We start from the raw sequence: 14870 nt of genomic DNA on the forward strand, positions 1-14870 counted from the left end.
CCTCCGTGTACGCGGTGTTGCGCGGATGTTAGGCCTGATGAGGTGTGCCGTCAGCCTCGTGATCGGAATCGTTGCACTCGGCTTAACGTTCCCTTTGGACTATTCGGCCCGCAGCCGGCCCACGAGGTCCTGCTCAGCGGCGTCGAAGTACTCGTCGAGCTGCGTCACGGCCTGCTCGACGGCCCCGTCGTTCAGCAGGTCCACGATCCTGCGGTTCCACGGCAGGTACGTCTGGTGGAACGCCTCGACCTCCTGCGCGACGCGGAACGCGAGCATGAGCTCGGCGAAGAGCCGGTCGCACTCGTCGCTGAGCCGGGTGCTGCCCGCGAGGCCGACGATGCCGCGGTGGAACTGGATGTTGGCGCTGCCGGTCTTGCTGAAGTCGCCCTTCTCGGCCCGTGCCGCGGCTTGGCGCACCGGCGTCCTGACCGCTTCCCGCCGGGCCTCGCTCACGTCGTTCCACAGCCGGAGCGCGCCGCCCTCGATCACGCGGCGGGCGGCGTAGAGGTCGCGCACGTCGTCACCGGTGGGCCTGCGGACGAAGACGCCGCGGCTGTGCTCGTGGACCAGGATCCGGTCGCGCGTGAGCAGCCGGAACGCCTCGCGCAGCGTGTTGCGGCTGACGCCCAGCGCACCGCCGATGGCTTCCTCGCTGAGACGCAGACCGGGTTCGAGCTCGCCGTCGAGCACCCGCTCCCGCAGCATGTCGGCGACCTTCTGCGCGGTGCTCGCGCGCTCCAGGTCGGCCTTGCCCTGGGCCAGCGTCGACACCCACGTCTCACTCACCGATCCAGTCTATTTGCAGGATCGTTCCATTGCACTATCGTAGAATCGTTCAACAATCCAACAATCGACGGGTGTGGAGGGGTGGCCATGGACCTGAACGCGGATCTCGGCGAGGGCTTCGGCCACTGGACGTTGGGCGACGACAAGACGTTGCTGCACATCGTGACCAGCGCGAACGTCGCCTGCGGCTACCACGCCGGCGACGCCGACACGATGCGCGAGACCTGCGCCGCCGCAGCAGAAGCAGGCGTGGCCGTGGGCGCCCACGTCGGTTACCGCGACCTCCCGGGCTTTGGCCGCCGCTTCATCGACGTCGCACCGGACACCCTGACCAATGAGGTCCTGGCCCAACTGGGCGCCCTCGCGGTCTTCGCCCGCGCCGCCGGCACCCGCATCTCCTACGTCAAACCGCACGGCGCCCTCTACAACGCCCTGGTCCGCCACGAGGCCCAGGCCGACGCCGTGGTCGACGCGGTCCGCCTCTTCGACCCGACTCTGGCGGTACTGGGCCCACCGGGAGCCGTCTGGCTGAAACGAGCCTCGGTGGCGGGCCTGCGCGTCTGGCACGAGGCGTTCGCCGACCGCGCCTACACGGCAGCCGGCACCCTGGTCCCCCGCGCGGAACCGGGCGCCGTCCTGCGGGACCCGGCCGAGATAGCGGCCCGCTGCGTCCAACTGGCCACCGAGGGCTGGGTCCGCAGCGTCTCCGGCCGCCCGGTGCGCGTCCAGGCCGACTCGATCTGCGTGCACGGCGACACCCCCAACGCCGTGGAGATCGCCCGCACGGTCCGCACGGCCCTGGAGTCGGCCGGCGTGCCGGTGGCCAGGGTGGAGTCGCCGCTCCGACACACCCGCCAGGCGGTCTGACGGCAGACCACCTGGGAACTGACTGCAGACCACCTGGGAATTCGGCCTGGCAGAAGTGTCAGACCCGATCTGTACGTTGGGTCGCGGGGGACGCCAAACCCAAGGGGACCCCTGCGCGAGCACGCCCCCTCACCGGACCAGCGCCGCCGCCCCCACCAGCCCGGCCTCGCCCCCGAGCTCAGCCGCCCGAACCTCCAGCCCGGCCAGGTACGACAACCCGGCATGCGTCTTCAAAGTCCGCCGAACCGGCTCGAACAACAACTCCCCCGCCTGAGCCACCCCACCCCCGATGACCGCCAGCTCCAGGTCGCACACCGCGGCAGCACCGGCGATCGCCATCCCGACAGCCTGACCGGCCCGGTCGAAGGCCACGAGCGGAATCTCCTCGCCGGCGAGAGCAGCGGCGGCGAGCAAGGCCGCGTCGGCGTCGTCCGGCGCCTGCCACCCGGCCCGCCGCGCCCAGGCCACCATGCGCGGCCCGCCCGCGATGGTCTCCGCGCACCCGCGTCCGCCGCACGTGCAGGGCACACCGTCCGGCTCCACGACGACGTGACCGATGTGCCCCGCGTTGCCGGTGCGGCCGCCGAAGGGACGTCCGTCCAGGACCAGGCCGCCGCCGACGCCGGTCGACACGACCAGGCCGACCATGTGCGTGCTGCCGCGCCCGGCGCCGCGGCGGTGTTCGCCCAGCGCCATGCACACGCCGTCGCCCGCCAGCTCCACCCGCACGCCGGGGAACAGCGACTCCACCGACGAACGCAGCGGGAAGGCCTGCCACGACGGCACGTTGATCGGCGAGACGGTGCCGGCGACCGCGTCCAGCGGGCCAGCCGAGCCGATGCCGACGCCGGACACCTCGACGTCACCGACCACCGACGAGACCAGCGACACGACGGCGGCCCAGGGGTCGTCGGAAGGCGTCGCGACGCGGGACGAGCGCACCACCGCGCCATCGGGGTCCACCAGGGCGGCGGCGATCTTGGTGCCGCCGAAGTCCAGTGCCAGCACCAGATCAGTCACGAGACGGCATGGTATCCGCCGCTAGTGGTGTGGCTCGGAACGTTGCCGCGAGGTGTCCTGCTGAGCGTGGATTACCTCGCCGACGTTCCGAGTCGCGCCACTAGCGTTTCAACATCCGGGTCAGACCGGCGGCGACGGTCGTGGCGAGGATCCAGCCCGTCACGATCAGCCCCGACGCGATCCACTGCGACGCGCCGGGCGTCTGCCAGCGGTTCTTGTTGCCGAAGTCGACGATCGGCACCACCAGGTCGATCGTGTAGAGCCACGCGTTCCACGGCAGGTGGTCGTCGTCGTTGATCTCGATCAGCGGCCCCTTGAACTGGAACCACAGGCTGCCCACGATCCACGCCGCGATCAGCCACCCCAGGGCGCGCGCCGGGCGGTAGCCGTAGCCGACCATCGACCGTTGCAGGAAGCTCCACACCAGCACCAACGGGCCGAAGAACCGCATGCCCTCCGCGACCGCCTTGTACCGCAGGCGTTGCTTCTCGATCAGCACGGTCGAGGCGTGCTCCTCGTTGCCGGCCGCGGTCAGCATCTCGGCGAACTGGTCGTACGGCCGCGGGTGGTAGCTGCGGCGCATCGCCGCGCGCAGCCAGCGCAGGCGCTGGGCGACCTGGTCGTCGTCGCGCAGGTCGATCGGGTACGCCAGCGAGTCGTAGCGGAAGTCGTCGAGGTCGATGAAACCCGTGGCGTTCCAGAAGTTCTCGTTGTCGTCCAGCGACGTGCAGTGCGCGTGCCGCAACGTCACCAGGCCCTTCGGCGGCGACACGACGTTGAGCATCAGCTCCTGCACCTGCATGCCCATGGCGTTCAACGCGTGGCTGTCGAGCTTGTAGCCGAGCACCGCGCCGTTGAAGTTGGCCATGCGGCCGATCGTCGCGCGACGGCAGCGCACGCCGCCGTGCGCCACGAACTCCTTGTCTCCGCGTGCGCAGATGAGGTCGCGGCCGATCGTCGCGCCGCCGATGTCCAGCGACGGCTTCTCGCGCGGCTGGTGGCGGTACTTGCCGGGCTTGACCAGGCGGCTGCCGCGCAGGTCGAGGTTCGCGCCGACGGTGATGCCGCGCAGCTCCAGGCCGCCGGAGACGTCCGACTCGCGCACCACGAAGTTGCTGCCGATCTGCGAACGGTTGGCCAGCACGGCATCGGCCGCCGGGTTGTCCACAGTGGCCCGTTCGATGGTGATGCTGCCGCGCACGTGGGTGTCGACCATGCGCAGCTGGCCCTTGATCCGCACGTGCCGGCCGACGACGTCACCGCCGATCTCCGCGCCGTCGACGTGCAACGCGCGTCCTGAGCCGGTCGGGTCGGTGCCTACAGACGGCGGCGAGACGGCGTCCAGCACGGCGTCTGCCAGCGACAACGTGCCGCCGATGCGGGCGTTCACGGCACGGACGGTGCCCGCGCTGGAGAAACCGCGGTCGAGCTCCAGGTCGCCGGAGACGTCCGAGCGGTCGAGGACCAGCGTCGCGGACGGGTCGGCGTGCGGGTCGGTGGTGTCCTCGAACTCCGAGCCCCGCGAGAGCGTCGACCCGCGCAACGACAGCGCGGAGCTGATCTTGGCGTTGGAGAGGAACACGACGCCGTGCGAGGTGAACGCGCCGATGAAGTTGCCGCCGACCTGCATGCCGTTGCCGTTCAACGTGAAGCCGTCGGCGTTGTCCAGCACGGCGTTGGTGAGGTTGACGTTGCCGCCGATGCGCGCTCCCGCGAGCCGCATCTCGCCGGAGGTGCGCAGGCCGAACCCGAGCAGCGCGCCCGCGACCGTCAGCCGGTCGCCGTGGATGCACTGACCACCCGGCACGCTGAAACTGCTGTCCCGCAACAGGACCGAGCCCGCGATCTCGGCGTCGGTGAGGTCGGCGAGGCCCGTGACGCGGCAGCCGAGCAACGAGACGTCGTTGCTGCTGCTGAGGTTCCGCGCCTCCAGGCCCGGCAGGTCGCAGTCGTCGAACGAGATGCCGGAGAGGTTCGCCTGCCGCAGGTCCGGTGCCGCCTCGAACTGGCAGCGCTCGAACTCCAGCACGTACGGCACCTCGACGGCGCGCAGGTCGAGGACGTCGGTGACCACCCGGTCCACCACGCGGATGACGGGCGGGGTGCTCGGCCTGCGCCGAGGCAACCTCCACCCGCCACCACCGGAGCTCTCGTTCTCCCCCAGCAGCCCCCGCAGCACGTCCGCCGCGGAGACCCTCCCCCTCGCCACGCGGCTAGACCGGGTCGCTCGGGCCGTGGTGCGTCGGGTCGAGGACGCGCGCCAGGAACTCCTGGGTGCGCGGCTCCTGCGGGTTGCCGATCACCTCGGCCGCCGGGCCCTCCTCGACGATGTACCCGCCGTCCATGAAGATCACCTTGTCGGCGACCTCGCGGGCGAACTGCATCTCGTGGGTCACGACGAGCATCGTCATGCCCTCGTCGGCGAGCTGGCGCATGACGCCCAGCACGTCGCCGACCAGCTCCGGGTCGAGCGCGGAGGTCGGCTCGTCGAACAGCATCACGTCGGGGTCCATCGACAGCGCGCGGGCGATGGCCACGCGCTGCTGCTGACCGCCGGAGAGCTGCGCCGGCATCGAGTGCGCCTTCTCGCTGAGCCCGACGCGCTCCAGGTTGTGCAGCGCGACCTTGCGCGCCTCGTCCTCGGAGCGCTTGAGCACCTTGCGCTGCGCCACCGTGAGGTTCGCCAGCACGTTGAGGTGCGAGAACAGGTTGAAGCCCTGGAAGACCATGCCGATCTTCGTGCGGACCGCGTCGATGTCGACGTCGGGGTCGGTCAGCTCGGTGCCGTTGACGACGATCCTGCCGCCGGTCGGCTCCTCCAGCAGGTTCACGCAGCGCAGCAGCGTCGACTTGCCGGAACCGGACGGGCCGATGATGCAGACCACGTCGCCGCGGTTGACCGTGACGTCGATGTTCTTGAGGACTTCCAGCGGGCCGAACGACTTCTTCAGCCCGGTGATCTCGACGGAGACGTCGCTCATGCGGACACCTTCTTCCTGCCGCCGGTACCGCGACGCTCCAGGTACCGCGACAGGTAGCCGAGCGGCAGCGTGATGATCAGGTAGCACAGGCCCGCGATGAGGATCGGCGTCAGCGACGGGCTGCGGCTCAGCGTCTCACGGCCGAACTTGGTGAGCTCGTACTGCTCGCGGAACAGGCCCAGGATGTAGATGAGCGAGGAGTCCTTGGTCAGCAGGATCAGCTCGTTCGTCAGCGGCGGCAGGATGATCCGGAACGCCTGCGGGATCACGATCGTGACCATCGCGCGGCTCTGCGACATGCCGAGCGAGCGGGCGGCCTCGACCTGGCCCTTCGGCACGGCCTGGATGCCGGCGCGGATCGTCTCCGCCATGTACGCGGCACCGACGCCACCGAGCGCCAGCATGACCGTGGTCAGCGGCGGGAACTGCATCTGGAACGCGATCGGCACGCCGTAGTAGATGCCGATGAACACCAGCAGCGCGGGGACACCGCGGAAGAACTCGATGTAGACGGTCGCGATCCACCGGTAGGGCGCGACCGAGGAGAGCTTCATCAGTGCGAGCACGAGGCCCAGCACCAGTCCGAACCCGAATCCGAGCGCGGTGTAGATGATGGTGTTCTTCAGCGCCGTCGTGATGACGCCGGGGAACATCGACTTGGCGATGTCCACGTTGAAGAACGCTGCCTTGATCTGACCCCAGTCCGCCAGGAACGCGACCAGCAGGGCGATGACGATCAGAAGGCCGTACTGCGCGTAGCGGATGTACTCCGCGCGCTTGCGCCTGGACACAGCCATGGAGGCTCCTAGCGGATGTGGTTCGGACAAGCGGCGGGGCCGGCGCGAGTTGGACCGCACCGGCCCCGAAGCCCTGGGGTTACTTGCTTTCCGGCTTCTTGCCGAACCACTTCTCGTAGATCTTGTCGTACTCGCCGTTCTCCTTGGCCTTCTTCAGGACCTCGTTGACCTTCGTCTGGAGAGCGGTGTTGCCCTTCTTCATGCCGATGCCGTACTGCTCACCGGTGTCGAACTCCTTGGTCACCTCGGTGTCCGGGAACTCCTTGGCGTAGTCGTAGAGCACGCCGTTGTCGTTGATGGCGGCGTCGACCGCGCCGGTGCGCACGGCGGTCTCCATCAGCGGGAGGTCCTCGAACTGGACGACGGTGTAGCCGTTGGCGGCCGCGTTGTCGTTCGCGTACTTCTCACCCGTGGTGTCCTGCTGGACGCCGAGCTTCTTGCCCTTGAGGGCCGTCAGGTCGGCGTAGCCGGAGCCCTTCTTGACCAGCAGCGCCTGCGAGGCGTCGAAGTACGGGTCCGAGAAGTCGATCGCCTGCTTGCGCTCGTCGGTGATCGTCATGCCGGCGGCGGCCAGGTCGCACTGGTTCGCGCTGAACGACGTGCCCGAGGTGATCGTCTCGAACGGCGTGTCGAAGATCTGCTGCTGGACGCCGAGGTCCTTGGCGATCAGGTCGACGAGGTCGACGTCGAAGCCGACCGTCTTGTCGCCCTCGCTGTACTGGAAGGGCTTGTAGGACAGGTGCGTGCAGGTGACGAGCTTGCCGCTCTGCACCAGCGAGACACCGGAGTTGCCGGCGGGCTGGTTCGTGGGGGTCGCGCAGCCCGACGCTGCCATCACGGCCAGTCCCAGTGCGGGGACCACGGCCATCAACTGCCTGGTTCGACGAGCCACTGCGTCACTCCTCGTAACTGTCGCGGACGAGTGAACGGGATCCTGCCACTCGGGTGACGCGGTGGACAGCACGTGCGTGTTACAGGCCACTGCCTTGCAATGATTTTGCGTCAAATCGTGCAATCAGGCGCAAAATGTTGTGTGATTTGGCCTACGTCACACAACACCTGCACGTATTGCACACGAATGGTAACGAAACGCGAGCGTGTCCTTGATCAGGATTTGATCACGACAGTGCTGCTCAGCGCGTGCGTCCGGTCAGCAGACCGGCGACGAGTGCCGTCCATCCGGTCTGGTGGGTCGCCCCCAGACCCTCACCCGTGTCGCCGTCGAAGTACTCGCTGAACGTGACGTGGTTGCGCCAAAGAGGTGACTCGGACGCCTCGATCCTCTTGCCGTCGGACGGCCTGCGCCCGTCGTGGTCGGGCAGGAAGAGACCGACGAGCCGGTCGCTCAGCTCGTCCGCCACCTGACCGGCGGTGGCCCAGCGGCCGGAGTGCGTCGGCAGCTCCACCTGGAACATGCCGTCGTGGAACGCGCAGACCGTGCGCAGCGCCTCGACCAGCAGCGCGTTGGTCGGCAGCCAGATCGGGCCGCGCCAGTTGGAGTTGCCGCCGAACATCGGCGTGTGCGACTCGCCCGGCTCGTAGCCCATGCGGTGGTCCTGGCCCGCGACCTTGACCTCCAGGCCCTCGCGGTGCGCGGCGGAGAGGCTGCGGATCCCGTGCGGCGACAGGAACTCCTGCTCGTCGAGCATCCGGTGCAGCACGCGCTTGAGCTTGGTCTCGTCCAGCAGCGACACGAACGCGCCGCGCTCGTAGTGGAACGTGATGAACTGCCGGAGTTCCGGCCTCCTCTTCAGCAGGTGCTCCAGCCTGCTGGTGAACCCGTGCAGCTCCTCGAGCACCCACGGCTCCAGCACCGCGGAGGCCAGCAACGGGATCAGGCCGACCATCGACCGCACGCGCACCGGTTCGGACTCGACGCTGCCGTCCGGGCGGCGCCGCGAGACGCGGTCGTAGCAGAACCCGTCCTCGTCGTGCCAGATCCCGCCGCCGTGCGACCCGAAGTGCGTGAACGCCTCCGCGATAGACAGGAAGTGCTCGACGAACTTCGTCGCGACGTCCTCGTAGGACTCGTCGTCGCGCGCCAGCTCCAGCGCGATCTGCATGAGGTGCAGGCTGTACGCGGCCATCCACGACGTGGCGTCGGACTGCTCCAGCCGCCACTCGCCGAGCATCGGCGCCGACCGGTTGACCGGCCCGATGTTGTCCATGCCGAGGAACCCGCCCTCGAACAGGTAGCTGCCGTCGGCGTCCTTGCGGTTGACCCACCACGAGAAGTTGAGCAGCAGCTTGTGGAAGACCTTGGCGAGGAACCCGCGGTCCCTGCTGCCGTCGGCCCGGTAGACCTGCAGCGCAGCCCACGCGTGCACCGGCGGGTTGACGTCGCCGAACTCCCACTCGTAGGCGGGGATCTGGCCGTTGGGGTGCATCATCCACTCGCGGCAGAACAGCAGCAGCTGCTCCTTCGCGAACGCCGGGTCGACCAGCGTGAACGGGATGGTGTGGAACGCGAGGTCCCACGCCGCGAACCATGGGTACTCCCACTCGTCCGGCATGGAGATCACGTCGGCCACGTCGAGGTGCCGCCAGTGCACGTTGCGCGCCTGGGGCGTCCTGCGCGACGAGGGTGCCTCGGGCTTGGTCGGGTCGCCGTCGAGCCAGTCGCGGGTGCGGAACCGGTAGTGCTGCTTCGTCCACATCAGACCGGCGAGCGCACGCCTGAGCACGTGCTTCTGCTCGGAGCTGACGTCCGGCGCGATGTCGTCGTGGAACTCGTCGGCCTCGGCCTTCCGGCGGGCCATCGTGTCCTCGAAGCTCGGCCCGAACGGGTCCAGGTGCCCGTCACCGCCGACGAGCCGCAACCGGACGGTCACCGTCTCGCCCGGCTCGACCGGGTCGAACGAGTACCAGGCGGCGAACTTGGTGCCCGCCGCGCCCGCGTCGTCCGGCCCGACGACCTGGCAGCTCGACGTGCTGCCGCGCACCACGTACTCGCAGACGCCGTCCTTCGCCCACGGCGAGGGGTTCCGCTCGGCGCCGAAGAGCGCGACCTCGTTGCTCTCGTTGTCCGTCATGAGCATCGACGGCGAGTCGTCGAGGTGCAGCGTGTACCGGCCGAGGTTGCCGTGGTCGGCCGTGACCTTGCGCCCGGTCGTGGTGCTGGCGACGAGCTGGCACGGCCGCTGGTCGCGGCCCCACGCCCACGTGTTGCGGAACCACAGCTGCGGCAGCAGGTGCAGCGGCGCGTCCTCCGGCCCGTGGTTGGTCGCGCTGATCTCGACGCAGATGTCGTCCGTGTCGGCCTTGGCGTAGGTGACCTGGACGTCGAAGAACCGGTTCTCGTCGAGCACGCCGGTGTCGCTGAGCTCGGGCTCGCGGTTCTCCCGGCCGGCGTTGCGCGCCATCTCCCGCAGCAGGGCGTACGGGAACTCCTTCTGCGGGTACCGGTAGACGACCCGCATCCAGGAGTGGGTGGGCGTCCCGTCGGTCACCCACCAGTGCTCCTTGACGTCCTCGCCGTGGTTGCCCTCCTCGTTGGCGAGGCCGAAGTAGCGCTCCTTGAGGAACGGGTCCCTGCCGTTCCACAGCGCCAGGCCGAGGTTGAGGAACCCGTGCACGTCGCAGATGCCCGCGATCCCGTCCTCACCCCAGCGGTAGGCGCGCGACCGGGCGTGGTCGAACGGGAACGAGGCCCACGCGTCACCCTCGGGCGAGTAGTCCTCGCGGACCGTGCCCCACTGGCGACCCGACAGGTACGGCCCCCACAGCCGCCACGGCGAGGTCGGGCTCTCCGACTCCGCGAGACGCGCTCGTTCCGCATGTTCGACCATCGGTCCAGTGTGGGACACCTGGTCGGACGGCTGGTGGGGCCCAGGTCCTGTCTGAGTTCTTCCTCACTACAAGGCGGGTCAGGCCTGCCTGGAGTGCGCGTCGAGGACCAGCGCCACGCCCTCGGTGACGCGGGCCGCGTGCGCCAGGTGCAGCCACTCGTCCGGCACGTGGAGGTTGGAGTCCGGGCCGACCGCGCCCGTGACCAGGAACTGCGCGTCCGGGTACGCGTCGTGCAGCAGGCCCATGAACGGGATCGAGCCGCCCAGCGACACGGTCCGCCACGGCGAGCCGAAGACCTCCTTGCCGGCGTCGTCCAGCGTCGCGGACAGCCACGGCGCCAGCTCCGGCGCGTTCCAGCCGTCGGCGTGCTCGATGCGCGAAAGCTCGACCGTCGCGCCGTAGGGCACGTCCGTCGTCAGCTTCGCCTTGACCGCCTCCAGCGCCGCGGCGGACGAGGCCGTCGGCGGCAGGCGGAACGAGAGCACGAGGGTCGTGAACGGGCGCAGCACGTTGCCCGCGTCGTCCGGCAGCGGCAGGCCCTCGGCGCCGGTGACGGACAGGGTCGGCCGCCAGCCGGAGTTGAGCGCCAGCTCGACCTCGTCGTCGGACATCGGCCGGAGGTCGCCGACGCGCGGGACCGGGTCCCACAGGGCGCCCGGCGCCGCCTCGACGGCCTCGCGGACCTCGGCCAGCCGGCCCGCCGGGATCTCGACGTGCATCTCCGGCACGAGGACCTCGCCGGTCTCCGAGTCCTCGATCCGGTCCAGCAGCTGGCGCGCGATCCGGAACGACGACGGCACGATCCCCGACGCCATGCCGGAGTGCATACCGCCCTCCAGCACCCGCACGGTGGCCGTGACCTGCACCAAACCGCGCAGCGACGTCGTCAGCCACATGCGCTCGTAGTCGGAGCCGCCCGAGTCGAGGCAGACCACCAGCGACACCCGGCCCAGCCGCTCGGACAGGTGCTCCAGGTAGGCGGGCAGGTCGGGCGAGCCCGACTCCTCGCCGGTCTCCAGCAGCACGACGCACCGGGAGTGCGAACCGCCCGCCGCGCGCACGGCCTCGATAGCGGCGATTGCGGCATATCCGGAGTAACCGTCATCGGCCGCGCCGCGCCCGTAGAGACGTCCGTCACGCAGGACCGGGGTCCACGGGCCCAAGCCCTCGCCCCAACCGCCCACCGGCGGCTGCTTGTCCAGGTGTCCGTAGAGCAACACGGTGTCGTCGGCCGAGTTACCGGACGCGGGGACGTCGACCACCAGGAGCGGCGTGCGTCCCGCCAGTTGGACGACCTCGAGCTCGGCTCCCGGCAGGTTTCGCGAGGCGATCCACGCCTTCACGTGGTCGATCGCCGCCGCCAACTCGCCGTGTTCCTCCCATGCGGGGTCGAACGCGGGCGAGATCGCCGGCACGGCGACGAGCTGAGACAGGCTCGGGACGATCTCACGGTCCCAAAGCGTCCTGACGGTGCTGGTCACAACTGAGCGGTCCACCTCTCGATCCTGTCACGACTCCGCCTCCGCTCGCGTCCGTAGCCTCTTGTGAAAGGCCTCGAGCTAAGTTAACGATCGGTAACCGGGACAGTGGTGTCCGGTAGTCGGACGAGGACCGTCGGAGGACAAAAGGTCGAACTTCCGACAGTTGTCGCTGATCAGAACGTTGACTCGTGTGTTACGAAGTGGGACGGGTCTCACCAACTCGGGTGAGGCCGTGTCAGGATGTGGTCGTAAGCCACCGTCACCGTCGACGGCTGCCTCCGGCCCCACAGGGTTGGCGGCGACCGCCGACGTCGCCGCACGAGGTCGTCACGAGCGATCAGGCGGTCGGAGTAGACAGAGGAGAAGGCGCATGTCGTCCCCTGAGCAATGGACGCACCCTGAGCCGGACGCAGCGCCGGCCGCCACTGCCGCAAAACCGACAGCGGAACAGGTGATCGCAGGCTTGCGAGCGACAGACGAGGGTGGCGCCGACCTGGTGCAGCTCCTCACTCCCGAGGGCGAACGGGTCTCCCACCCCGACTTCGACATCGACATCACGGCGGAGGAGCTGCGCGGTCTGTACCGCGACATGGTCCTGATCCGCCGGGTCGACCGCGAGGCGAACGCGTTGCAGCGCAAGGGCCAGCTCGGCATCTGGGTGCCGCTGCTCGGTCAGGAGGCCGCGCAGATCGGTGCCGGCCGCGCGATGCGCCAGACGGACATGGCCTTCCCCAGCTACCGCGAGCACGGCATCGCGTGGACGCGCGGGATCAACCCGACGGAGCTGCTCGGCATCTTCCGCGGCACCGACCAGGGCACGTGGGACCCGGTCGAGAAGCGCTTCCACCCGTACACGATCGTCATCGGCAACCAGGTCCTCAACGCGGCCGGGTACGCGATGGGCCAGAAGTTCGACGGCAAGGTCGGCGACGACGAGGGAGAAGCCACCATGTGCTTCTTCGGCGACGGCGCGACCAGCCAGGGCGACGTGCACGAGGGCTTCGTGTGGGCGGCGGTCTACGACGCACCGCTCGTCTTCTTCTGCCAGAACAACCAGTGGGCGATCTCCGAGCCCACCGAGCGCCAGTCGCGCCTGCCGCTGTACCAGCGCGCCCGCGGCTACGGCTTCCCCGGCATCCGCGTCGACGGCAACGACGTCCTCGCGACGCTCGCCGTGACGAAGTGGGCGCTGGACGAGTGCCGCCACGGCAACGGCCCGATCCTGATCGAGGCGTTCACCTACCGCATGGACGCGCACACCACCTCCGACGACCCGACGCGCTACCGGCTGTCGGACGAGCTGGAGATGTGGAAGCTCAAGGACCCGATCGAGCGCGTGAAGGTCTACCTGGTCCGCCAGCAGTGGGCCGACAGCTCGTTCTTCGAGAGCGTCGAGGCCGACGCCGAGAAGCTCGGTGAGGAGCTGCGGGAGTTCTGCACGAACATGCCCGACCCGCCCGCCGAACGGATCTTCAGCAACGTCTACGCGGAGGGCAGCCCCGCCCTCGACGCGCAGCGCGACGAGTTCCTCGACTACGTCTCGGGTTTCGCGGGAGGCGAGCACTGATGGCAGCACCGACGATGGACCGTTCCACGGCCGCCGCCCCGGCGTCGCCGCAGACCCTCACGATCTCCAAGGCCCTGAACATGGGCCTGCGGGCGGCCATGGAGGCCAACCCCAAGGTCATCATGATGGGCGAGGACATCGGCAAGCTCGGTGGCGTCTTCCGCATCACCGACGGCCTGCAGAAGGACTTCGGCGAGCAGCGCGTGCTCGACACGCCGCTCGCGGAGTCCGGCATCATCGGCACCGCCGTGGGCCTCGCGATCCGCGGCTACCGACCGGTGTGCGAGATCCAGTTCGACGGCTTCATCTTCCCCGGCTTCGACCAGATCGTGTCGCAGGTCGCGAAGCTGCACTACCGCACGCAGGGCAAGATCAAGATGCCCATCGTGATCCGCGTGCCGTTCGGCGGCGGCATCGGTGCGGTCGAGCACCACTCGGAGTCGCCCGAGTCGTACTTCGCGCACACCGCCGGCCTCAAGGTCGTCTCGTGCTCGAACCCAGCCGACGCCTACTGGATGATCCAGCAGGCCATCGACTGCGACGACCCGGTGCTGTTCTTCGAGCCCAAGCGCCGCTACTACGAGAAGGGCGAGGTCGACACGACCGTCACGCCCGGCAAGCTCTTCGAGTCGCGCGTGCTGCGTCCCGGCACGGACGCGACGCTGGTGGCGTACGGCCCGATGGTCCGCACGGCTCTCGACGCCGCCAACGCGGCCGCGGAGGACGGCACGTCGCTGGAGGTCATCGACCTGCGCACGTTGTCGCCGCTCGACCTCGGGCCCGTGTTCGAGTCGGTGCGCCGCACCGGCCGGCTGGTCGTCGTCTCCGAGGCGCCGTCCGAGTCCTCGATCGCCAGCGAGATTGCAGCCAAGGTCCAGCAGGAGTGCTTCTACTCGCTGCAGGCACCGGTGCTGCGGGTGACCGGTTTCGACACCCCGTACCCGCCGTCGAAGCTCGAGGAGGAGTTCCTCCCCGACCTCGACCGGGTGCTGCACGCCGTCGACCGCTCTCTCGCCTGGTAAGGGGACAACCGGAAATGCCGCAGTACAAGCAATTCCCCCTGCCCGACACGGCGGAGGGGCTGACCGAGGCCGAGATCCTCACCTGGCACGTGAAGCCGGGTGACACCGTCGCGGTCAACCAGATCATCGTCGAGATCGAGACGGCCAAGGCCGCCGTCGAGCTGCCGTGCCCGTGGGCGGGCGTCGTGACGGAGCTGCTGGCCGAGCCCGGCCAGACCGTCGAGGTCGGCGTCCCGATCATCACGATCGACACCGACCCCGGTGGCGCGGCCGCACCCGTCGCCCCCGCTCCGGCCGCCGCCGAGGCGAACGGCACCTCGTCCGGCAAGATCGGCGAGGAGATGCCGGGCGGGCGCATCGCGACGCTCGTCGGGTACGGCCCGAAGTCCGGTGCCGCGAAGCGCCGCGCGCGCAAGGACGCTCCGGCTCCTGTCGCGGCTCCGGCAGCGGCCGTCGCGGCCCCGCCCGTCGTGGCACCGCCCGCTCCCGTCGCTCCTCCGGCGCCCGTCGTCCAGGCTCCCGCTCCGGTCCAGGCCCCCGGAGGGTACGTGCCGCTGGCC

At 69.4% G+C, this 14870-nt stretch carries 12 protein-coding genes; 4 read left to right on the forward strand and 8 right to left on the reverse strand.

What is annotated here, in order from left to right; genetic code table 11:
* Positions 1-99: 99 nt before the first annotated feature.
* Positions 100-786: a GntR family transcriptional regulator gene (locus VF330_RS15080; protein ID WP_330852206.1), complete on the reverse strand. Its 687-nt coding sequence runs from the start codon at positions 784-786 to the stop codon at positions 100-102.
* 87 nt (positions 787-873) lie between these two features.
* Between VF330_RS15080 and VF330_RS15085 the strand changes: the two genes are divergently transcribed.
* Entirely contained in the window at positions 874-1653 is a 780-nt protein-coding gene (locus tag VF330_RS15085) for a 5-oxoprolinase subunit PxpA (protein ID WP_330852207.1), read from the forward strand.
* 129 nt (positions 1654-1782) lie between these two features.
* Here VF330_RS15085 and VF330_RS15090 read toward each other — a convergent pair whose 3' ends face one another.
* From VF330_RS15090 to VF330_RS15120, 7 genes are all read right to left on the reverse strand, one after another.
* Positions 1783-2673, reverse strand: a complete 891-nt coding sequence (locus VF330_RS15090; RefSeq protein ID WP_330852208.1) for an ROK family protein — start codon at positions 2671-2673, stop codon at positions 1783-1785.
* 100 nt (positions 2674-2773) lie between these two features.
* A complete protein-coding gene (locus VF330_RS15095) occupies positions 2774-4882 on the reverse strand; it encodes a hypothetical protein (protein ID WP_330852209.1) in 2109 nt (702 codons plus the stop codon).
* A gap of 4 nt (positions 4883-4886) precedes the next feature.
* Positions 4887-5654, reverse strand: coding sequence for an amino acid ABC transporter ATP-binding protein (locus VF330_RS15100; protein WP_330852210.1), 768 nt, complete (start codon positions 5652-5654; stop codon positions 4887-4889).
* A complete protein-coding gene (locus VF330_RS15105; protein ID WP_330852211.1) occupies positions 5651-6451 on the reverse strand; it encodes an amino acid ABC transporter permease in 801 nt (266 codons plus the stop codon). Before VF330_RS15105 ends, VF330_RS15100 begins: the two co-directional genes overlap by 4 nt.
* Before the next feature lie 79 nt (positions 6452-6530).
* The gene (locus VF330_RS15110) at positions 6531-7343 is read right to left on the reverse strand and encodes a transporter substrate-binding domain-containing protein (RefSeq protein ID WP_330852212.1); all 813 of its coding nucleotides are present in this window, start codon (positions 7341-7343) and stop codon (positions 6531-6533) included.
* Between the two features lie 241 nt (positions 7344-7584).
* The gene (locus VF330_RS15115; RefSeq protein ID WP_330852213.1) at positions 7585-10239 is read right to left on the reverse strand and encodes an MGH1-like glycoside hydrolase domain-containing protein; all 2655 of its coding nucleotides are present in this window, start codon (positions 10237-10239) and stop codon (positions 7585-7587) included.
* Positions 10240-10317: 78 nt separating this feature from the next.
* On the reverse strand, positions 10318-11736 hold the full coding sequence (locus VF330_RS15120) for a M20/M25/M40 family metallo-hydrolase (protein WP_330852214.1): 1419 nt from the start codon (positions 11734-11736) through the stop codon (positions 10318-10320).
* A gap of 355 nt (positions 11737-12091) precedes the next feature.
* Here VF330_RS15120 and pdhA point away from each other — a divergent pair, with 355 nt between their 5' ends.
* The 3 genes from pdhA to VF330_RS15135 form a co-directional block, all read left to right on the forward strand.
* On the forward strand, positions 12092-13288 hold the full coding sequence (gene pdhA / locus VF330_RS15125) for a pyruvate dehydrogenase (acetyl-transferring) E1 component subunit alpha (RefSeq protein ID WP_330852215.1): 1197 nt from the start codon (positions 12092-12094) through the stop codon (positions 13286-13288).
* Positions 13288-14310, forward strand: coding sequence for an alpha-ketoacid dehydrogenase subunit beta (locus tag VF330_RS15130; protein ID WP_330852216.1), 1023 nt, complete (start codon positions 13288-13290; stop codon positions 14308-14310). The genes pdhA and VF330_RS15130 overlap by 1 nt, the downstream gene beginning before the upstream one ends.
* Positions 14311-14324: 14 nt before the next feature.
* On the forward strand, positions 14325-14870 hold a 546-nt coding region (locus VF330_RS15135; protein ID WP_330852217.1), incomplete at its 3' end, for a biotin/lipoyl-containing protein.

The organism is Lentzea sp., from assembly GCF_036380075.1.
GTDB lineage: Bacteria > Actinomycetota > Actinomycetes > Mycobacteriales > Pseudonocardiaceae > Lentzea.

What these genes read in the sequence shown, in the direction of transcription:
- VF330_RS15085 (WP_330852207.1), top strand. Translation starts at nt 874, where the DNA reads ATGGACCTGAACGCGGATCTCGGCGAGGGCTTCGGCCACTGGACGTTG.
- VF330_RS15105 (WP_330852211.1), bottom strand. Translation starts at nt 6,451, where the DNA reads ATGGCTGTGTCCAGGCGCAAGCGCGCGGAGTACATCCGCTACGCGCAG.
- VF330_RS15115 (WP_330852213.1), bottom strand. Translation starts at nt 10,239, where the DNA reads ATGGTCGAACATGCGGAACGAGCGCGTCTCGCGGAGTCGGAGAGCCCG.
- VF330_RS15100 (WP_330852210.1), bottom strand. Translation starts at nt 5,654, where the DNA reads ATGAGCGACGTCTCCGTCGAGATCACCGGGCTGAAGAAGTCGTTCGGC.
- VF330_RS15130 (WP_330852216.1), top strand. Translation starts at nt 13,288, where the DNA reads ATGGCAGCACCGACGATGGACCGTTCCACGGCCGCCGCCCCGGCGTCG.
- pdhA (WP_330852215.1), top strand. Translation starts at nt 12,092, where the DNA reads ATGTCGTCCCCTGAGCAATGGACGCACCCTGAGCCGGACGCAGCGCCG.